This is a genomic window from Rahnella sp. RFA10(1/100), assembly GCF_004195115.1.
Lineage (GTDB): Bacteria > Pseudomonadota > Gammaproteobacteria > Enterobacterales > Enterobacteriaceae > Rahnella > Rahnella perminowiae.
The window spans coordinates 224,833-244,869 of sequence record NZ_SEWR01000002.1; the positions used below are offsets into that span (position 1 = coordinate 224,833).

Consider the following 20,037-nt stretch of genomic DNA (forward strand, 5'->3'; position numbering starts at 1 on the left):
CGCCATGACATTTACACTTCAAAATCTGATCGCACTATTACCGCTGATGATCGTCGGATTGACGGTGGTGGTGGTGATGCTGTCCATTGCGTGGCGACGCGACCATTTTCTCAATGCCACACTGACAGTCATCGGGCTGAACGTTGCCTTACTTTCCCTTTACTACGTCGGGCAGGTCGGTCCGCAGGATGTCACACCGCTGCTGCGCGTTGACGGCTACTCGATGTTCTACATCGGGCTGGTATTGCTGGCTAGTCTGGCCACCAGTACGTTTGCTTACCCCTGGCTGGCCGGTTATCCGGACAACCGCGAAGAGTTCTATCTGCTGGTGCTCATCGCGGCCATGGGCGGCATTCTGCTGGCATGCTCTAACCATCTGGCGTCAATGTTCCTCGGGATCGAGCTGATTTCATTGCCACTGTTCGGCCTGATCGGTTACGCCTACCGCCAGAAACGCTCGCTGGAAGCGGCTATCAAATACATGCTGCTGTCGGCTGCTGCGTCTTCCTTCCTGCTGTTTGGTATGGCGCTGCTGTACGCACAGTCCGGTGATTTGTCCTTCGCGTCTTTGGGCAAAAATCTGGGCGATGGCGTAATGCTGCATCAGCCTTTGCTGATGGCCGGTCTCGGAATGATGATTGTGGGTCTGGGCTTCAAACTGTCGCTGGTTCCGTTCCACCTGTGGACGCCAGACGTGTATCAGGGCGCACCTGCACCGGTCTCGACTTTCCTGGCAACCGCCAGCAAGATCGCTATCTTTGCGGTGGTCATGCGTTTGTTCCTGTATGCGCCTGTGGCTGACAGTGAATCAATCCGCATCGTGCTGAGCATCATTGCCTTCTGTTCGATTCTGGTCGGTAACCTGATGGCTATCAGCCAGAGCAACATTAAACGTCTGCTCGGTTATTCCTCCATCGCTCACCTTGGTTATCTGCTGGTGGCACTGATTGCGGTACAAACGCACCAGTTGTCGATGGAAACCGTTGGTGTGTATCTGGCCGGTTATCTGTTCAGCAGCCTCGGCGCTTTCGGTGTGGTCAGTCTGATGTCCAGCCCGTACAAAGGCCCGGACGCAGAATCACTGTTCTCTTACCGTGGCCTGTTCTGGCATAAGCCAATCCTGTCTGCGGTGATGACCGTGATGATGTTGTCACTGGCCGGTATTCCGATGACGCTGGGCTTTATCGGTAAGTTCTACGTGATTGCGACCGGTGTGACCGCACATCTGTGGTGGCTGACCGGTGCTGTAGTGGTGGGTTCTGCGATTGGTCTTTATTACTATCTGCGCGTCACCGTGAGCCTGTACCTGAGTGCACCGGAAACGCTGGTACGTGATACCCCGAACAACTGGGCACTGACCGCAGGCGGTGTCGTGGTGCTGATTTCTGCGATTTTAGTGCTGTTGCTGGGTATCTTCCCGCAACCGCTGATTTCGCTGGTACAGATGGCCCAACCGCTGCTCTGAGAGCATCTGCAAAACCTGACGAAGCCGCTCACATGAGCGGCTTTTTTAATCGTATTGATTGATTTGTGTGATGTAGGTCGCATTTATATGTACGTTCAGCTAATCATTACATTGGTTTTGTGATCTCTCCCATTTCATTATTCCTGCCAATGCGTACACTGCGCGCTTGTTCAGATTCGTACAGGTTCACACCATGAATGTTTTAGTGATGATCGCCATCACCACCGGCATCCTCTCTGGTATCTGGGGTTGGGTGGCGATAAGCCTTGGCCTGATAAGCTGGGCGGGTTTCCTGGGATGCACGGCGTATTTCGCATGCCCGCAGGGCGGATTACGCGGGTTGCTGATCAGCACCCTGACCTGTCTCAGCGGTGTATTTTGGGCGGTCGTGATTATTGCAGGCAGCGCCATGCGTCCCGAATGGAACATTCTGGGTTACCTGCTGACTGGCGTAGTGGCATTCCTGATGTGTATTCAGGCTCGGCAGCAATGGCTGGCCTTTGTGCCGGGCACCTTTATCGGTGCCTGCGCGACCTTCGCCGCGCAAGGTGACTGGCGTCAGGTGGTGGTATCTTTGCTGGTGGGGTTAGTGTTCGGTTACGCGATGAAAAACAGTGGATTGTGGCTGGCCAAACAGCGTGAAAAGCAGCAAAACGAGGCCGTGAAAAGAACCGTTTTTACTGAAACTAAAGGGTCGGAAGGTTCTTAAAACCTCGATTTTTCGGCAGTTTAGGGCGGATCCTTCAGGCAATTACTCCCGATATGCGCTAGGGTTAAAGGCAGTCTATGCTTTTACACGAACCCATCATAAGGAGATAACCATGGCTGAACAATTTGAGACACAGCAGAATTCGTTGGATGACGATTTACGCATGTTGACTGAAACGCTGGAGGAAGTACTCAAATCCTCGGGTGACAAAGCGGATGAGAAATACATTCAGGTCAAAGCACGTGCAGAAAATGCGCTGAAAGATATTAAATCACGTATTGACCCGGCGGCACGTTCTTACTGCAAGAAAGCCCGTCAGGTTGCAGAAAGAACTGATGATTATGTGCATGAAAATCCATGGCATGGAGTCGGCGTCGGTGCTGCCGTAGGTCTGGTTGTCGGCCTGCTTCTGCGTCGTTAATCTCACTGAACAGGGGCAGCGTCTGCTGCTCCTGTTTCTGCCCGGTGACTTACTCCTTTCTCCCTTCTTCTACTCCTTCTTAGCTAACGGCACTCACTTCAGCTTGATCTGTCGCATATTTTCATTTTTCGTATCGCCGCATAATTCTTCCGTTATTGATCCAACCCGTTTTTTGATCCAGAAGGGTATTTCTGCCCGTCACTAAACATCCGGTATGGTCCGAGGTAGCGGTGAAACAAATCTCAGCAATCATTGAACAGCTTGATACGAGGCTGGCAGGCGAATGGCCTGCTGCTGCGGGGATCCGGCAATTCAGTTATTCCCTGCAAAAACAGCCTGACACTGGCCTGCTCGAATGGCTGGCTGCGCAGCCTTGTTACCCGAAATTTTACTGGCAACAACGTGACGGAAATGAAGAAGCTGCCGTTTGTGGCGATGCTTATTCTTTTGGGCATATTGCGCAAGCGCAGGCGTTTATTCGCCAGTTTCCTGAGGTTCCCGATTTGCATATCTGGGGGCTGAATGCGTTTAACGGTACGGCGGATGATGCATCCGCTGCCAACGCACTGTTTCTTCCCCGCATCGAACTTTGCCGTCAGGGCAATACCTGGTGGCTGCGTTGTACCCTTTTCAGTCCGTATTCTTTACAGGATGAGGCACGCCGCACACGCTTGTTCCTGCGTTCACTGGTGGCCAGTCGCACCTTACCACCGCTTACCTCCCACGTATTACAGCATCAGCATTTACCGGCCGAGTCGCAGTGGAAGGCGCTGGTTGAACGTGCGCTTTCAGGTATTGAACAGCATCAGTTCGATAAAGTCGTGCTGGCACGCAAAACAACCTTAACGCTCAGTCAGCCACTGAATGCCTGTGCATTTCTTGCTGCCAGCCGCAGCGTTAATCATCACTGCTATCATTTTATGCTGGCGTTCACCGCACAACAGGCGTTTCTGGGTTCCAGCCCGGAACGTTTATTTCTGCGTGATAACACCGAACTCTATACCGAAGCGCTGGCGGGAACCGTGGCTAATCATCCCGATGATCAGCAAGCGCAGGCACTGGGTGACTGGCTGCTCAGCGATGGCAAAAATCAGCGTGAAAATTTACTGGTCGTTGACGACATCTGTCAGCGTTTACAGGGCGGGGCGCATTCGCTGGATGTCACACCGGCAGAGGTTTTACGTCTGCGCAAAGTGCAGCATTTACGCCGCAATATTCACGGTGAACTGACCGGGCCTGATGATGCCGGTTGTCTGCAACGCCTGCAACCGACCGCAGCCGTGGCCGGATTACCGAGACAGGCCGCACGCAAGTTCATTGCTGAATTTGAACCTTTTGATCGTGAATGGTATGCCGGTTCTGCCGGATATCTCAGTGCTGAACAAAGTGAATTTACCGTCGCGCTGCGTTCTGCCATGGTGAAAGGACATCATCTTGAACTCTATGCCGGTGCGGGGATTGTCGCCGGTTCTGACGCCGCTCAGGAATGGCTGGAAATCGAAAACAAAGCCGCGGGTTTGCGCACTTTGCTGGAAGAGCATTACACGCCTGCCGTTCAGGCCGGATAACCCTTTGCCGGAGTGAGTTGAACATGTCTGTAGCCGTTTTTAACCGCCGTTGGGCGACGCTTATCCTCGAAGCCGTAACCCGCCATCAGGTGCAGCATGTGTGCATCGCACCCGGTTCCCGGTCTACGCCGTTAACGCTGGCCGCCGCCGCACATCCGCATCTTATCTGCCATACTCATTTTGATGAACGCGGCCTCGGCCATCTGGCACTCGGGCTGGCAAAAGCCAGCGGGCAGCGCGTGGCGATTATCGTTACCTCCGGTACGGCGGTGGCAAATTTATATCCTGCGTTGATCGAAGCCGGGCTGACCGGCGAAAAACTGGTATTGCTCACCGCTGACCGTCCCCCGGAACTCATCGGTTGCGGTGCTAATCAGGCTATCCGCCAGACCGGTATGTTCGCCAGTCATCCGGTCGGGTCGCTGGAATTACCCCGTCCGACACCGGAAATCAGTGCGAGCTGGCTGGTTTCCGCGCTGGATAATGTGCTGGCGCAGCAGACACACGGTGCCGTGCACATTAACTGCCCGTTCGCTGAACCGCTGTATGGCGAGGACAATGGCGAACATCTGGACTGGCTGCAAACGCTGGGCGACTGGTGGCAGGGACAACAGCCGTGGCTGAAGTATTCTCAGGTTTTGCCGGTGACCGAACAGCCGGACTGGTTTTCATGGCGGCAAAAACGCGGCGTCATTATCGCAGGCCGCCTTTCGGGACGTGAAAGTGAACGGGTGGCACACTGGGCGGAGCAACTGGGCTGGCCGTTGATCAGTGATGTGCAGGCATCAACCGGTAATCCGCTCCCTTGCGCGGATTTGTGGCTGGCGTCACCTCAGGCACAGGCAATACTGGCGCATGCTCAACTGGTGATCCAGTTCGGCGCAGGTCTGACCGGTAAGCGCCTGCTGCAATGGCAGGCGGCCTGCCAACCTGATGAGTACTGGCTGATTGATCCGCTGTCTGGCCGTCAGGATCCGGCACAACATCGTGGTCGTCGGATACAGGCCAGCGTCAGTGAATGGTTGCAGTCTCATCCGGCTCAGCCTCAGGGTGACTGGGCCCAAGCCCTTGAACATTGCTCGCAGCGCGCGTTACATGCCGTGGAAACCCGTCTCGAAGGTGTATTTGGCGAGGCCGCCGCTGCGTGGCAGCTACCGGCTTTATTACCTGAGCAGGGCCAGCTATTTCTCGGCAACAGCCTGATTGTGCGTCTGGCCGATGCCTTTGCTCAACTTCCCGCCGGTTATCCTGTTTTCGCCAATCGCGGCGCAAGCGGTATTGACGGGCTGCTGTCGACCGCTGCGGGCGTACAGCGCGCAACCTGCAAACCGACGCTGGTGCTGCTGGGTGATATCTCCGCGCTTTATGATTTAAACGCGCTGGCGCTGATGCGTCAGTGTTCTGCACCGACGGTGATTATTGTGGTGAATAACAATGGCGGGCAGATTTTCTCGTTGTTACCGACACCGGAAGCCGAGCGGCAGCGCTTTTACTGTATGCCGCAGAATGTGAGTTTCAGCCACGCAGCGGCAATGTTTGGTCTGGATTATGCCTGTCCGGTGTCGATGTCTGAGCTGCATCATGCAGTCAGTCAATGCTGGCAGCATGGGGGCGTGAAACTGATCGAGCTAAAAGTCAGTGAAACAGAAGGGGCAGAATGCCTGCGTTCGCTGGTACAGGAGATGAGCGCATCATGACGCTGGCCTGTCAGGTTCTCAACGCCGGGGTCACAGACCGTCCGTGGCTGGTGTTTCTCCATGGCCTGCTGGGCAGTGCAGACGACTGGCAGCCCTTGCTTCCTGCGCTTGGTGGCTGGCCTTGTCTGTTTGTGGATTTGCCGGGACATGGCCGTTCTGCGTCGCTGACGGCTGCCGGTTTTGCGGATGTCAGCCAGCAGTTAACCGACACCTTGCGTGTGAAAAACGTCGCCGCGTATTGGCTGATTGGCTACTCGCTGGGCGGGCGCATCAGTCTGTATCACGCCTGCCAGGGCGATCGTACCGGTTTACAGGGCCTGCTGGTCGAAGGCGCACATCCGGGGCTGACCTGTCAGGCCGAAAGGGCACAACGCCGCCATCATGACCAGCAATGGGCGGCTCGCTTTTTGCAAATGCCGTGGAAACAGGCGCTGGACATCTGGTATCAGCAACCGGTGTTTTCCAGCCTGTCCCGTTCGCAACGCCAGCAAATGATTATGTTGCGTGAGAACAATAATCCGCACACTGTCGCCGCCGTGCTGACCGCTACGTCGCTTTCGGTACAACCTGATTTACGCGAACAATTGCTGCGGATTTCCCTGCCGGTTGTCTGGCTGTGTGGCAACCAGGACATCAAATTTATTCATCTTGCGCAGCAGTCCGGTTTCGGGCTGCGCACTGTCGCCAATGCCGGGCATAACGCACACCGTGATAATCCGGCCGAATATGCCCGTCAGGCGCTGGAATTTATTACTTCACCTGTCTTAAAGGAAGTTAAGCATGATTTATCCTGATGAAAAACAATTATATGCACCTGTCGAATGGCGTGAGTGCACCGGCGAGTTTGAAGATATCCGTTATCACAAATCCACTGACGGCATCGCTAAAATCACCATCAACCGGCCGCAGGTTCGCAACGCGTTTCGTCCGCTGACCGTCAAAGAAATGATCCGTGCACTCGACGACGCCCGTAATGACGAAGGCATCGGTGTGATCGTGCTGACCGGTGAAGGTGAAAAAGCCTTCTGCGCGGGGGGCGATCAGAAAGTCCGTGGCGATTACGGCGGTTATCAGGATGCCAGCGGTGTGCATCATCTTAACGTGCTGGATTTCCAGCGTCAGATCCGCACTTGTCCGAAACCTGTGGTCGCGATGGTAGCCGGTTATTCCATTGGCGGCGGTCATGTACTGCATATGATGTGCGACCTGACCATCGCAGCAGATAACGCCATCTTCGGCCAGACCGGCCCGAAAGTCGGCTCTTTCGATGGCGGCTGGGGCGCGTCCTATATGGCGCGTATCGTCGGTCAGAAAAAGGCCCGTGAAATATGGTTCCTGTGCCGCCAGTACGATGCCAACGCGGCACTGGAAATGGGGCTGGTTAACACCGTGGTTCCTCTGGCTGATCTGGAAAAAGAAACCGTGCGCTGGTGTCGTGAAATGCTGGAAAACAGTCCGATGGCACTGCGTTGCCTGAAAGCCGCACTGAACGCCGATTGCGATGGTCAGGCGGGGCTTCAGGAACTGGCCGGGAACGCCACGATGTTGTTCTACATGACCGATGAAGGTCAGGAAGGCCGCAACGCGTTTAATGAAAAACGTCAGCCGGACTTCAGCAAATTTAAGCGTAATCCATAATGCGTCGCGCCACGGTGTACCGGTACAGCGTGCCGATGGAGGCTGGGGTGGTGCTGCGCAATCAGCGCCTGAAAACCCGCGACGGTTTTCTCGTGTCACTGTGGCAGGATGAAAAAACAGGCTGGGGTGAAATTGCACCGCTGCCGGGGTTCAGTCTGGAAGATATGTCTCAGGCGCAGGATGCCGTTCAGCATGGTCTGAGCCAGTGGGTGCAAGGTGCGTCGCTCCCGGCAGTTGCCTCGGCCTTCAGCGCCTTGCCTTCGGTGGCATTTGGGCTAAGTTGCGCGGATGCCGAACTGCGCGGCGAATTGCCGGAAGTACTGAGCACGCGCTGTGCGCCGCTGTGTCATGGTGATCCGAATGAACTTTATGCCCGTCTCGGTGCACTGCCGGGCGATTTTCGTGGCAGGAAAGTTGCGAAAGTAAAGGTGGGGTTGTACGAATCCGTCGGCGATGGTCTGAATGTCAGTATGCTGCTGGAAGCCTTACCGGAACTGCATTTACGCCTTGATGCTAACCGCAGCTGGACGCCGGTTAAAGCCGAAGGATTTGCCCGCCATGTGGCGCCTGAACTGCGTTCGCGTATTGCGTTTATTGAAGAGCCGTGTCTGACCCGCGGGCAGTCCCGTGATTTCGCCCGTCTGACCGGTATCGCGATCGCCTGGGATGAAAGTGTGCGCGAAACCGGTTTTACCGTGCAGGCCGAACCCGGGCTGGCGGCAATTATCATCAAACCTACACTTACCGGCAGCCTGATGCGCTGTCGCCAGTTGATCGCGCAGGCGCATGCCGCAGGGCTGGAAGCAGTGATCAGTTCCTCCCTCGAATCCAGCCTCGGGTTGACGCAACTGGCGCGCATTGCCCAGTGGCTGACGCCGGACACCATTCCCGGACTGGACACGCTGGATCTCATGCACACGCAGCTTATCCGTCGCTGGCCGGGCTCTGCATTACCGCTGACTGACGAGTCTGATCTGGAGATTGTGTGGCAGAGCAAATGATCAACGACTGGCCATGGCGTGAAAGGGCAAACCTTTCACCTTTTGCCGTGGCGCTGAAAGCGGGAGATATCACCTGGTGCTGGCGTGATTTACAGCACCGTATTGATACGCTGGCAGCCGGTTTTATGGCACAGGGCGTGGGAGAAGGTGCGGGTGTTGTTCTGCGCAGTAAAAATACCCTGGATGCTGTACTCAGCTATCTGGCGTTATTACAAACTGGCGCACGCCTGTTGCCGCTTAATCCGCAACTGCCTCAGGCATTATGTGACGAACTGCTTTCACAGCTTGATATCGCTTTTATGCTGGATCTGGCAGAGCCGGGGCTGCTGCTGAATATCCCCGCGCTGACCCTGCAGAATGCCTGCTGGATCAGTTCTGCCGGATGGCAACCGCAGCGCATCGCCACACTGACGCTGACATCAGGTTCCAGCGGGTTACCGAAAGCTGCCGCGCACACGGTTGCCGCACACCTGGCCAGTGCGGCGGGTGTGCTGAAGGTGATCCCTTTCACCTGCAACGACAGCTGGCTGCTTTCCCTGCCGCTGTTTCATGTTTCCGGGCAGGGCATTCTCTGGCGCTGGCTGACGGCGGGCGCCACGCTGGTGCTGACTGAAGGGCAGCCGTTTGAACTGGCCCTGGCCAGCTGCAGCCACGCTTCGCTGGTACCCACGCAGCTCTGGCGCTTGCTGCAAGGGACTGCGGTGCCTGAAAAGCTGAAAGACGTTTTGCTTGGCGGCGCGCAAATTCCTCCTGAACTCACCGGACAGGCTGAAAGCGCGGGAATACGCTGCTGGTGCGGCTACGGGCTGACCGAAACCGCGTCTACCGTCACGGCGAAACGCGCTGATGGCCGCGCCGGTGTCGGTCAGGCACTGGCGGGAAAGGAAGTTAAAATTGCGGATCAGGAGATCCTGATCCGCACTGACAGCCTGGCCAGTGGTTACTGGAAAAACGGTCAGTTATCGCCGGTAGCCGACGCCGGTGGCTGGTTGCATACCCGTGACCGCGGAGAATGGCGTGATGGCGAACTGCTGATCGCCGGGCGGCTGGATAATCTGTTTTTCAGCGGCGGGGAAGGGATCCAGCCTGAAGATATCGAAAAAGTGCTGGTCAGCCATCCGCAGGTTTTGCAGGCGTTTGTTGTGCCGGTGGAGGATGAGCAATTTGGTCAGCGGCCGGTCGCTGTGCTCGACGCACAAGCCGGGCTGCGGTATGAGGAACTTAACCTCTGGCTGAGCAATAAGATCCCGCGCTTCCAGTGGCCGGTGGCCTATTATCCGCTGCCCGTAGCCCTGTCGCAGGGCGGGATTAAAATCTCGCGGGCCAGCGTCCGGCGATGGATAGAAAGGCTTGCGTAATACAGAGTACTGAAATAAACCTGATATTAATCAGGGGTAAATAGGCGGGGGTTATCATTTCAACGGGAAAGCTTCGTTTCATTAATGAAAACGATGTTCCTTACAATTTTCCCGGCTTGACTGAACGTTTAAAAGATCCAAAACGTTGTGACAACAGAGTAAATTGCTTTAGACTTCGGGCGGAAGATTTAATGTTGTTTAGCAATTATTTGGGAAAAATAATGAAAAAGATCCTTGTCGCTGGCGCCGCTGCCAGTTTGATGTTCGCGGCTGCTGCCGCGAACGCGATCAGTGTAAATGGTGAAGTCGGTGAACATTACACGCATCTGGGTGTGGGCTTTGGCACCACGTCTCCGGGCCTGGCACTGAGCGGTGACTGGACGCATAACGACGATGACGGCGACGTGGCAGGTGTAGGGCTGGGATACAACATTCCGCTCGGCCCGTTCATGGCAACGGTTGGCGGTAAAGGTCTGTATACCAATCCGAAAGACGGTGACGAAGGTTATGCTGCGGCTGTCGGCGGTGGTCTGCAACTGCCAATCGCGAAAATGTTCACCCTGTACGGTGACTACTACTATTCTCCGGATTCACTGTCGAGCGGCATTGGCAACTACAAAGAAGCTAACGCCGGCGTGCGTCTGACCGCCATCCCGCTGGTTACTGTGAGCGTGGGTTACCGCTACATGGCGATGGATGGTAAAGACGGCAACCGCGATAACGTGGTGGCAGATGGTGCTTATGTAGGCGGCGCAGTGAATTTCTGATGTTGTCTGAAGCAAGATCTGAGGCTCGCATTCGTGCGGGCCTTTTTGTTTTCTGCCGTAGAGAGATTGTTTTTCTTGCCCAGCCTTTCTACAGTGGAATAACAAAAAATACAGAAGGAGAACGGGATGCTTAGGGTTGAGATGCTGAGTACGGGTGATGAAGTACTGCATGGCCAGATTGTAGATACCAATTCGGCGTGGCTGGCGAATTATCTGTTTGAGCAAGGTTTACCGATGACCAGCCGTGAAACGGTGGGCGACAGCCTGGATGCGCTGGTTGCTGTTCTCAAAGAACGTAGCCACATCGCTGATGTGCTTATCGTGAACGGCGGCCTGGGGCCAACGACCGATGATTTAAGTGCGCTGGCGGCGGCTAAAGCCTGTGGGGTGGAGTTGGTAGAAGATGCCGGCTGGATTGAAACCATGCAGGCGTTCTTCAGGGAACGCGGCCGTCCGATGGCTGAATCCAACCGTAAACAGGCCCAGATCCCCGCCAATGCCGAGTTGTTGGATAATCCGGTCGGGACTGCCTGCGGCTTCAGTGTGCGACTTAACCGTTGCCAGATATTCTTTACGCCTGGCGTACCCTCTGAATTTAAAGTGATGGTGGAACAACAAATCGTTCCGCGTCTGCACAAACAATTTCCGGCGCTGGAAGCCCCGTTATGTCTGCGTCTGACCACCTTCGGACGGGGTGAAAGTGATCTTGCCACCGAACTGGATAAACTCGAACTGCCCGAAGGCGTGGTGATGGGGTACCGTTCGTCATCGCCTATCATTGAACTGAAAGTGACCGGTCCGCGTTCGCAGGAAAACGCGATGCACAAAGCATTCGAACGTGTGCGGGAAGTGGCCGGGGAAAGCACTATTTTCGAAGGACAGGGCAGCCTGCCGGATCGTCTTGCTGAACGTCTGCTGGCACAGGATTTACGTCTGGCGGTCAGCGAAAGTTTTACCGGTGGCCTGTTGAACTGGCGTTTGCAAAGTGCAGGAGTCCCGCTGACCAATGGTGAATTATTGCCACAGGACAACGAAGCTTCCCCGGAGAAATCCCTCGAATGCCTGCTGGCACGCGCACAGACGCTGGCCGAAACTACCGGTGCCCAACTGGCGCTGGCTGTCGGGGCGCTGTCTGGTGAAGAGTTAAGTCTGGCACTGCATACCCCGGCCGGCACCCGTGGCCTGACGATCCGTTATACCGCGACGCGTCACGGGCTGGCATTACGGCAGGAGACGATGGCGATGGTGGCGATGGATATGTTGCGGCGCTATCTGAATGGCTGGGAGCCGGTGGCGGATTACCCGTGGCTGGATCGGGTTGCTAAGGTCTGAGTTTTAGCTCCTCCCCTGCGAAGGGGAGGAGCAAGGACTAAAACTCGACTTCAATATCCCCGACCGGCATGCAGCAGCACGACAAAATTTCGCCGTCTGAGATGAAGGCTAAAGGTTTTTCACTGTAAGTGACTTCCCCGCTGATAAGCTTCATCCGGCACGATCCGCAATAACCTTCCCGGCACTGGTATTCCACTTCAACCTGATGATGTTCAAACACTTCCAGCAAATTGCGGTGCCCGGCTTTACAGACCAGTTGCTGTCCGTTGGCTGAAAGTGTGAGTATCCTGTCGGTCATTTAAAGCTCAAAATCACTCAGGTCATCGGCGTTAACTTCAGAGTCGATCTGACCGACCAGATACGAACTGACTTCCACTTCCTGCGGCGCAACTTGCACGTTATCGGACACCAGCCAGGCGTTGATCCACGGGATTGGGTTCGAGCGGGTTTTGAACGGCGCATCCAGCCCGACAGCCTGCATACGGATATTGGTGATGTATTCGACGTACTGGCAAAGAATGTCTTTGTTCAGGCCGATCATGGAACCGTCTTTGAACAGGTATTCTGCCCAGTCTTTTTCCTGTTGTGCCGCCAGAACAAACAGGTCGTGGCATTCCTGCTGGCATTCCCGCGCAATTTCAGCCATTTCCGGATCGTCCTGGCCTGAACGCAGCAGGTTCAGCGCGTGCTGAGTGCCGGTCAGATGCAGCGCTTCGTCGCGGGCGATCATCTTGATAATTTTCGCGTTGCCTTCCATCAGTTCACGTTCAGCGAACGCAAATGAACAGGCGAAACTGACGTAGAAACGTACCGCCTCCAGCGCGTTAACGCTCATCAGACAGATGTAGAGCTTCTTCTTCAGCTCACGCAGATTAACCACGACCGTTTTGCCGTTGACCTGATGCGTGCCTTCCCCCAGCAGATGGTAGTAGCTGGTCATTTCAATCAGCGTGTCGTAATAACCGGAAATGTCTTTCGCGCGTTTGAGGATTTCTTCGTTGGTCACGATATCGTCAAATACCATTGCCGGATCGTTAACGATATTACGGATGATATGAGTATAAGACCGTGAATGAATCGTTTCTGAAAACGCCCAGGTCTCGACCCAGGTTTCCAGTTCCGGAATGGAAATCAGCGGTAGCAGTGCGACGTTCGGGCTGCGGCCCTGAATGGAATCCAGCAGCGTCTGGTATTTCAGGTTGCTCAGGAAGATGTGCTTTTCATGTTCCGGCAGCGCCTGGAAATCGATACGGTCACGGGAAACATCAATCTCTTCCGGACGCCAGAAAAATGACAGTTGCTTTTCGATCAGTTTTTCAAAAATTTCATGCTTCTGTTGGTCGAAACGGGCAACGTTAACCGACTGGCCAAAGAACATTGGCTCAAGAAGCTGATCGTTTTTATTCTGGGAAAAAGTACTGTAGGCCATAACTTCCTCGACATTCTCGGCAAAAACCCCCTGACGGGGGTTTTGAATAATATTTTTAATTAAAACAGAAGATTAGATTTTGCAGGCGCCGCTTTCACAGTCATCAGCCACCTCGGCTTTCATGTCTTCCTGTACATCATCGGCACCGTCACGGGTGTTCTGATAGTACAGAGTTTTCACGCCAAATTTGTAGGCGGTCAGCAAGTCTTTCAACAACTGTTTCATCGGCACTTTGCTGTTCGGGAAGCGCGACGGATCGTAGTTGGTGTTTGAAGAAATCGCCTGGTCGATGAATTTCTGCATCACGCCCACCAGTTGCAGATAACCGTCGTTGTTCGGCATATCCCACAGCAGCTCATACTGATCTTTGAGACGCTCATACTCAGGCACAACCTGACGCAGAATGCCGTCTTTCGAGGCTTTAATACTGATATGGCCGCGCGGTGGCTCGATGCCGTTGGTGGCGTTGGAGATCTGCGAAGAGGTCTCAGACGGCATCAGCGCAGACAGCGTCGAGTTACGCAGGCCGTGCGTTTTAATGCTTTCGCGCAGTGTATCCCAGTCCAGATGCAGCGGCTCATCGCAAATGGCATCCAGATCCTTCTTGTAGGTATCCACAGGCATGATGCCTTGCGAATAAGTGGTTTCATTGAACCACTGGCATGCGCCTTGTTCTTTCGCCAGCTCGTTGGAAGCTTTCAGCAGGTAATACTGGATGGCTTCGAACGTTCTATGAGTCAGGTTGTTGGCACTGCCGTCGGAATAACGCACGCCATTTTTTGCCAGATAATACGCGTAGTTAATCACGCCGATACCCAGGGTACGACGGCCCATCGCACCGCGTTTTGCGGCTTTAATCGGGTAATCCTGATAATCGAGCAGGGCGTCCAGCGCACGAACCGCCAGTACCGCCAGTTCTTCCAGATCGTCGAGGCTGTCAATTGCACCGAGGTTAAAGGCAGAGAGCGTACACAGTGCGATTTCGCCGTTTTCGTCGTTCACGTCATCCAGCGGTTTGGTTGGCAGCGCGATTTCCAGACAGAGGTTGGACTGGCGAACAGGCGCGATAGCCGGATCAAACGGGCTGTGGGTGTTGCAGTGATCAACATGCTGAATGTAGATGCGGCCGGTTGAGGCACGTTCCTGCATCATCAGGGAGAACAGTTCAACTGCTTTCACTTTCTGTTTACGGATGCTGGCGTCCTGCTCGTATTTCTCATACAGGCGTTCGAACTCGTCCTGATCGGCAAAGAATGCATCGTACAGGCCCGGCACGTCAGACGGGCTGAACAGGGTAATGTCGCCACCTTTCACCAGACGCTGATACATCAGTTTGTTGATCTGCACACCGTAGTCCATATGACGGACGCGGTTGCCTTCAACACCACGGTTGTTTTTCAGTACCAGCAGGCTTTCCACTTCCAGATGCCACATCGGGTAGAACAAGGTGGCTGCACCGCCGCGAACGCCACCCTGAGAACAGGATTTCACCGCAGTCTGGAAATGTTTGTAGAAAGGGATACAACCGGTGTGGAAGGCTTCCCCGCCACGGATCGGGCTGCCCAGTGCACGGATACGACCGGCGTTAATGCCGATACCGGCGCGTTGTGAAACGTATTTCACGATGGCGCTGGAGGTGGCGTTAATGGAATCGAGACTGTCGCCACATTCGATCAGAACGCATGAGCTGAACTGACGGGTCGGGGTACGCACGCCGGACATAATGGGCGTAGGCAGAGAAATCTTGAAAGTTGAAATCGCGTCGTAGAAACGTTTGATGTAATCCAGACGGGTTTCGCGCGGATAGCCGGAGAACAGGCAGGCCGCGACCAGAATGTAGAGGAACTGTGCGCTTTCGTAGATATCGCCGGTCACACGGTTCTGCGCCAGATATTTCCCTTCCAGCTGCTTAACCGCCGCGTAAGAGAAATTCATGTCGCGCCAGTGGTCAATAAAACTGTCCATCTGCTCGAACTCTTCAGCCGTGTAGTCTTCCAGCAGATGTTTGTCGTATTTACCCATTTCAACCATGCGGGTCACCTGGTCGATCAGTTTTGGAGGTTCAAACTGGCCGTAGGCTTTTTTACGCAGATGGAAGATGGCCAGTCGCGCCGCCAGATATTGATAATCCGGTGCATCCTTAGAAATCAGATCAGCAGCAGCTTTGATGATGGTTTCATGAATATCGGCGGTTTTAATCCCGTCATAGAACTGGATGTGTGAACGGAGCTCTACTTGAGAAACTGATACGTTTTGAAGACCTTCCGCTGCCCAGTCAATGACACGGTGGATTTTATCAAGGTTAATGCGTTCTGTGCGGCCATCACGTTTAGTAACAAGCAGACTTTGGTTCATGGGGTGCGATACCTTAAAGGTTTATAAAAGGTCTGACCCGACCGCGTTAAACACGCGCGGCAGCACAAGAGGTCCCTAGTGTGCTGGTCAGGATATAAACACAATATATTGTGGGTTTGTTATTTTCTGATGACAAGATAGTGACTGAATGTCCCTTTTGCAAGTGAACAAAATCGGCAGATTTGTGGATAAGTTGGGGAGAAATTTTACGCTCCCGTCTGAGGAGTCCGCCATTGCTGGTGCGACAATCCTGTCAATATCTGAGATACGATTTTCTTATATTTTTACGAAAGGTGATCGACTGCCGGTTTATTAAACGTTAGAAAAAAACGCTATATTGATCTGAATAACTATTCTAAAAAATCATGTTGCGGCGTCACTATTCACCAAAGCCCTAAAAACTAACGTTTTAACCCCGGTATGACCTGTTGCTTAACGCAAATTCAGCAAAAGCCGATGAAAAAAGGGCTTGCAACCGCAGAGGGTTTGACGTTGCCCGCACAGCGGCAGACTGGCTGACACGCGCCTTGACCTGACAGAGGACAGTATTAGCTGTCCTCTTTTTACCGGTAGAATTTTATAACGCCTGGGTGTGGATCATGTAATTTACATCCACATTCGGACCGAGCTTGAAATGGTCGGTCAGCGGATTGTAGTGCAGGCCAATGATGTGGCGCTCGGACAAGGACGTGCGGTCAATCATCCCCAGTAACTCAGACGGTTTGATAAATTTTTTAATATCATGCGTGCCTTTTGGCACCATTTTCAGCACATACTCAGCGCCGAAAATCGCCATCAGCCAGGCTTTATTATTGCGGTTGATCGTGGAGAAAAATACATGGCCGCCGGGTTTCACCAGACGCGCACAGGCGGCAACAACAGAAGCCGGATCAGGAACGTGCTCCAGCATTTCCATACAGGTCACCACATCGTATTGTTGTGGATGTGCATCGGCATGTGCCTCAACGGTTTCCTGTACGTAATCGACTTTTACGCCGCTTTCCAGCGCATGCAAACGTGCCACCTGTAAGGGTTCGCCCCCCATATCCAGCCCGGTGACTTTCGCCCCTGCCACCGCCATGCTTTCACTCAAAATACCGCCACCGCAACCGACATCAAGAACATTTTTCCCGAACAGGCCACCGGCGCGTTCGAGAATATAATTCAGACGCAGCGGATTGATGCGATGCAGCGGTTTGAATTCACCTTCCAGATCCCACCAGCGCGAGGCAACAGCCTCGAATTTGGCAATCTCTTCATGGTCGATGTTTTGGGGTGTTGCTGACGGTGTGGTTGTCATGAGCGTGATGAACTCCTTATAACTTGATTAGCGGATTATACATATTCCATCTGCTTTGGCTCAGTTTTGTCGTTCTGGTTAATGTTTATACGAAATGATGCCGATTGTGCAAGGGTTTGAATCGTGTTGAGTAATAGTACGCAAAAGGGGGCGGTTGTTTTCCACGTTTCGCTGGTTTGTGGTATAGTTTTACACCTTTGCCTATACAGGCAGCGGCCATGAATAATCAGTAGAGGGATAGCAGCTCCATGAGCGACCTTGCCAGAGAAATCACACCGATTAACATCGAAGAAGAGCTGAAAAACTCTTATTTGGATTATGCGATGTCCGTTATTGTCGGACGTGCGCTACCAGATGTGCGCGATGGTTTGAAACCGGTGCACCGCCGCGTACTTTTCGCAATGAATGTCCTCGGTAACGACTGGAATAAAGCCTATAAAAAATCGGCCCGTGTGGTCGGTGACGTTATCGGTAAATATCACCCACACGGTGATACTGCGGTATATGACACAATCGTGCGTATGGCACAGCCTTTCTCACTTCGCTATATGCTGGTGGACGGGCAGGGTAACTTCGGGTCAGTGGATGGCGACTCCGCAGCCGCCATGCGTTATACCGAAATCCGCATGTCAAAAATTGCTCACGAATTGCTGGCAGATTTAGAAAAAGAAACTGTCGATTTCGTGCCAAACTATGACGGCACAGAGCAAATTCCTTCTGTTATGCCAACCCGTATCCCTAACCTGCTGGTTAACGGCTCGTCAGGTATCGCTGTCGGTATGGCAACCAATATTCCGCCACATAACCTCACCGAAGTGATCAACGGTTGTCTGGCGTATATTGAGGATGAAAACATCAGCATTGAAGGGCTGATGGAGCACATCCCGGGGCCAGATTTCCCGACGGCGGCCATCATCAACGGTCGCCGTGGTATCGAAGAAGCCTACCGGACCGGCCGTGGCAAAATTTACATCCGTGCCCGTGCTGAAGTAGAGGCCGATGCTAAAACCGGTCGCGAAACCATCATTGTTCACGAGATCCCGTATCAGGTGAACAAAGCCCGTCTGATCGAAAAGATCGCCGAGCTGGTGAAAGAAAAACGCGTCGAAGGTATCAGTGCACTGCGTGATGAGTCTGATAAAGACGGCATGCGCATCGTCATTGAAATCAAACGTGATGCAGTGGGTGAAGTGGTTCTGAACAACCTGTATTCACTGACACAACTGCAGACTTCTTTCGGTATCAACATGGTGGCATTGCACCAGGGTCAGCCGAAAATCCTCGGCCTGAAAGAAATCCTTTCTGCGTTTGTTCGTCACCGCCGTGAAGTCGTCACGCGCCGGACTATTTTCGAACTGCGTAAAGCCCGTGACCGTGCGCATATCCTTGAAGCACTGGCGATCGCTCTGGCTAACATTGATCCTATCATCGAACTGATCCGTGCTGCACCGACACCGGCTGAAGCAAAGGCTGGCCTGGTCGCGCGTTCATGGGATCTGGGCAATGTTTCAGCGATGCTGGCAAGCGCCGGTGACGATGCTGCCCGTCCTGAATGGCTGGAGCCACAATTTGGTATTCACGACGGGAAATATTTCCTGACGGAGCAACAGGCCCAGGCCATTTTGGATCTGCGTTTGCAGAAGCTGACCGGCCTTGAGCACGAAAAACTGCTGGATGAATATAAAGAGCTGCTGGTGCAAATCGGCGAGCTGCTGTTCATCTTGTCCAGCCCTGACCGTCTGATGGAAGTCATTCGTGAAGAACTGGAAGCGATTCGTGATCAGTACAATGATCCGCGTCGTACTGAAATTACGGCGAACACTTCTGACATCAACATCGAAGACCTGATCAATCAGGAAGACGTTGTGGTGACGCTGTCGCATCAGGGCTACGTAAAATACCAGCCTCTGACCGATTACGAAGCACAGCGTCGCGGTGGTAAAGGTAAATCGGCAGCGCGCATCAAAGAAGAAGATTTCATTGACCGTCTGCTGGTGGCTAACACCCACGACACTATTCTGATGTTCTCAAGCCGCGGACGTTTGTATTGGATGAAAGTCTATCAGTTGCCGGAAGCCAGCCGCGGTGCACGCGGTCGTCCTATCGTCAACTTGTTGCCGCTTGAACCGAACGAACGTATCACGGCGATCCTGCCTGTACGCGAGTACGAGGAAGGTCGTCATGTGTTCATGGCAACCGCCAGCGGTACAGTGAAGAAAACTGCCCTGACCGATTTCAGCCGACCACGCAGCGCCGGCATCATCGCCATCAATCTTAACGAAGGTGATGAGCTGATCGGTGTGGACCTGACTGACGGCCAGGACGAAGTCATGCTGTTCTCTGCGGCCGGTAAAGTGGTGCGCTTCTCCGAAGCAGCGGTTCGCTCAATGGGCCGTACGGCGACCGGTGTTCGCGGTATCCGTCTGGGCGAAGGTGACAGCGTTGTTTCGCTTATCATCCCGCGGGGTGATGGTTGTATCCTGACTGTGACGCAGAACGGTTTCGGTAAACGTACTGAATCGACTGAATACCCAACTAAATCCCGTGCAACCCAGGGCGTTATCTCCATCAAAGTGAGCGAGCGTAACGGACCGGTTATTGGCGCGATCCAGGTTGATGAAGCGGATCAGATCATGATGATCACCGACGCTGGTACGCTGGTGCGAACCCGTGTTTCTGAAGTGAGTACTGTCGGCCGTAACACCCAGGGTGTGACGCTTATCCGTACCGCCGATGATGAGCATGTGGTTGGTTTACAACGTGTTGCAGAGCCGGTTGAAGACGAAGAACTGGATGGTGTCGCCACCGAAGCGGGCGAACTGGAAGCGGCACAAGCAGCCGATCTGCCAGACGACGCGGAAAGTGAAGACGATCAGCCGGCTGATGACGAAGAAGAATAAGTTTTCGTAGCTGGCAGACAAAAGGGCATAACAATAGTTATGCCCTTTTTTATTGAATTCGTCTTAAAACAAATCTTTCACCTAAACTGCATTATCA

The 20,037-nt window shown here is 53.8% G+C and carries 16 protein-coding genes; 12 read left to right on the forward strand and 4 right to left on the reverse strand.

The genetic code is table 11. The features are described from left to right. The first annotated feature begins 4 nt into the window (after positions 1 to 4). From nuoN to ETV65_RS07880, 11 genes are all read left to right on the forward strand, one after another. Positions 5 to 1,465 (forward strand): NADH-quinone oxidoreductase subunit NuoN, encoded by a 1,461-nt coding sequence (gene nuoN, locus ETV65_RS07830; RefSeq protein WP_015696468.1) that lies wholly within the window; start codon positions 5 to 7, stop codon positions 1,463 to 1,465. Between the two features lie 193 nt (positions 1,466 to 1,658). Next, positions 1,659 to 2,174: a DUF1097 domain-containing protein gene (locus ETV65_RS07835; RefSeq protein WP_129952344.1), complete on the forward strand. Its 516-nt coding sequence runs from the start codon at positions 1,659 to 1,661 to the stop codon at positions 2,172 to 2,174. A gap of 112 nt (positions 2,175 to 2,286) precedes the next feature. Further along, positions 2,287 to 2,595 carry a stress response protein ElaB gene (elaB, locus tag ETV65_RS07840; RefSeq protein WP_129952345.1) on the forward strand — a complete coding sequence of 103 codons (309 nt, stop codon included), beginning with the start codon at positions 2,287 to 2,289 and terminating at the stop codon, positions 2,593 to 2,595. Between the two features lie 230 nt (positions 2,596 to 2,825). Further along, positions 2,826 to 4,163, forward strand: a complete 1,338-nt coding sequence (gene menF, locus ETV65_RS07845) for an isochorismate synthase MenF (protein ID WP_129952346.1) — start codon at positions 2,826 to 2,828, stop codon at positions 4,161 to 4,163. Positions 4,164 to 4,186: 23 nt separating this feature from the next. Further along, the gene (gene menD, locus ETV65_RS07850; protein WP_129952347.1) at positions 4,187 to 5,860 is read left to right on the forward strand and encodes a 2-succinyl-5-enolpyruvyl-6-hydroxy-3-cyclohexene-1-carboxylic-acid synthase; all 1,674 of its coding nucleotides are present in this window, start codon (positions 4,187 to 4,189) and stop codon (positions 5,858 to 5,860) included. Continuing rightward, positions 5,857 to 6,654, forward strand: a complete 798-nt coding sequence (gene menH / locus ETV65_RS07855; RefSeq protein WP_129952778.1) for a 2-succinyl-6-hydroxy-2,4-cyclohexadiene-1-carboxylate synthase — start codon at positions 5,857 to 5,859, stop codon at positions 6,652 to 6,654. Before menD ends, menH begins: the two co-directional genes overlap by 4 nt. Continuing rightward, entirely contained in the window at positions 6,641 to 7,498 is an 858-nt protein-coding gene (menB, locus tag ETV65_RS07860; protein ID WP_129952348.1) for a 1,4-dihydroxy-2-naphthoyl-CoA synthase, read from the forward strand. Before menH ends, menB begins: the two co-directional genes overlap by 14 nt. Next, entirely contained in the window at positions 7,498 to 8,499 is a 1,002-nt protein-coding gene (gene menC / locus ETV65_RS07865) for an o-succinylbenzoate synthase (RefSeq protein ID WP_129952349.1), read from the forward strand. The genes menB and menC overlap by 1 nt, the downstream gene beginning before the upstream one ends. Next, complete coding sequence (gene menE, locus ETV65_RS07870) at positions 8,496 to 9,857, forward strand: o-succinylbenzoate--CoA ligase (protein ID WP_205951579.1); 1,362 nt, start codon at positions 8,496 to 8,498, stop codon at positions 9,855 to 9,857. The genes menC and menE overlap by 4 nt, the downstream gene beginning before the upstream one ends. A gap of 221 nt (positions 9,858 to 10,078) precedes the next feature. Next, a complete protein-coding gene (locus ETV65_RS07875; protein WP_129952351.1) occupies positions 10,079 to 10,624 on the forward strand; it encodes a YfaZ family outer membrane protein in 546 nt (181 codons plus the stop codon). A gap of 126 nt (positions 10,625 to 10,750) precedes the next feature. Further along, positions 10,751 to 11,956 carry a nicotinamide mononucleotide deamidase-related protein YfaY gene (locus tag ETV65_RS07880; protein WP_129952352.1) on the forward strand — a complete coding sequence of 402 codons (1,206 nt, stop codon included), beginning with the start codon at positions 10,751 to 10,753 and terminating at the stop codon, positions 11,954 to 11,956. Between the two features lie 37 nt (positions 11,957 to 11,993). Here the strand turns inward: ETV65_RS07880 and yfaE are convergent, their stop codons facing one another. From yfaE to ubiG, 4 genes are all read right to left on the reverse strand, one after another. Next, the gene (gene yfaE, locus ETV65_RS07885; protein ID WP_129952353.1) at positions 11,994 to 12,254 is read right to left on the reverse strand and encodes a class I ribonucleotide reductase maintenance protein YfaE; all 261 of its coding nucleotides are present in this window, start codon (positions 12,252 to 12,254) and stop codon (positions 11,994 to 11,996) included. Next, a complete protein-coding gene (nrdB, locus tag ETV65_RS07890; protein WP_129952354.1) occupies positions 12,255 to 13,385 on the reverse strand; it encodes a class Ia ribonucleoside-diphosphate reductase subunit beta in 1,131 nt (376 codons plus the stop codon). Between the two features lie 72 nt (positions 13,386 to 13,457). Then, positions 13,458 to 15,740: a class 1a ribonucleoside-diphosphate reductase subunit alpha gene (gene nrdA / locus ETV65_RS07895; protein ID WP_129952355.1), complete on the reverse strand. Its 2,283-nt coding sequence runs from the start codon at positions 15,738 to 15,740 to the stop codon at positions 13,458 to 13,460. 577 nt (positions 15,741 to 16,317) lie between these two features. Then, positions 16,318 to 17,040 carry a bifunctional 2-polyprenyl-6-hydroxyphenol methylase/3-demethylubiquinol 3-O-methyltransferase UbiG gene (gene ubiG / locus ETV65_RS07900; RefSeq protein WP_129952356.1) on the reverse strand — a complete coding sequence of 241 codons (723 nt, stop codon included), beginning with the start codon at positions 17,038 to 17,040 and terminating at the stop codon, positions 16,318 to 16,320. A gap of 248 nt (positions 17,041 to 17,288) precedes the next feature. Here ubiG and gyrA point away from each other — a divergent pair, with 248 nt between their 5' ends. Next, positions 17,289 to 19,940, forward strand: coding sequence for a DNA topoisomerase (ATP-hydrolyzing) subunit A (gyrA, locus tag ETV65_RS07905; protein ID WP_129952357.1), 2,652 nt, complete (start codon positions 17,289 to 17,291; stop codon positions 19,938 to 19,940). Positions 19,941 to 20,037 lie beyond the last annotated feature (97 nt).

Bases quoted from the DNA above. Each gene is read 5' to 3' on its own strand.
- elaB (WP_129952345.1), top strand. From the start codon at position 2,287: ATGGCTGAACAATTTGAGACACAGCAGAATTCGTTGGATGACGATTTA.
- gyrA (WP_129952357.1), top strand. From the start codon at position 17,289: ATGAGCGACCTTGCCAGAGAAATCACACCGATTAACATCGAAGAAGAG.
- ubiG (WP_129952356.1), bottom strand. From the start codon at position 17,040: ATGACAACCACACCGTCAGCAACACCCCAAAACATCGACCATGAAGAG.
- menC (WP_129952349.1), top strand. From the start codon at position 7,498: ATGCGTCGCGCCACGGTGTACCGGTACAGCGTGCCGATGGAGGCTGGG.
- ETV65_RS07875 (WP_129952351.1), top strand. From the start codon at position 10,079: ATGAAAAAGATCCTTGTCGCTGGCGCCGCTGCCAGTTTGATGTTCGCG.
- ETV65_RS07880 (WP_129952352.1), top strand. From the start codon at position 10,751: ATGCTTAGGGTTGAGATGCTGAGTACGGGTGATGAAGTACTGCATGGC.
- menE (WP_205951579.1), top strand. From the start codon at position 8,496: ATGATCAACGACTGGCCATGGCGTGAAAGGGCAAACCTTTCACCTTTT.
- nrdA (WP_129952355.1), bottom strand. From the start codon at position 15,740: ATGAACCAAAGTCTGCTTGTTACTAAACGTGATGGCCGCACAGAACGC.
- nuoN (WP_015696468.1), top strand. From the start codon at position 5: ATGACATTTACACTTCAAAATCTGATCGCACTATTACCGCTGATGATC.
- menH (WP_129952778.1), top strand. From the start codon at position 5,857: ATGACGCTGGCCTGTCAGGTTCTCAACGCCGGGGTCACAGACCGTCCG.
- menB (WP_129952348.1), top strand. From the start codon at position 6,641: ATGATTTATCCTGATGAAAAACAATTATATGCACCTGTCGAATGGCGT.
- menD (WP_129952347.1), top strand. From the start codon at position 4,187: ATGTCTGTAGCCGTTTTTAACCGCCGTTGGGCGACGCTTATCCTCGAA.
- nrdB (WP_129952354.1), bottom strand. From the start codon at position 13,385: ATGGCCTACAGTACTTTTTCCCAGAATAAAAACGATCAGCTTCTTGAG.
- yfaE (WP_129952353.1), bottom strand. From the start codon at position 12,254: ATGACCGACAGGATACTCACACTTTCAGCCAACGGACAGCAACTGGTC.
- ETV65_RS07835 (WP_129952344.1), top strand. From the start codon at position 1,659: ATGAATGTTTTAGTGATGATCGCCATCACCACCGGCATCCTCTCTGGT.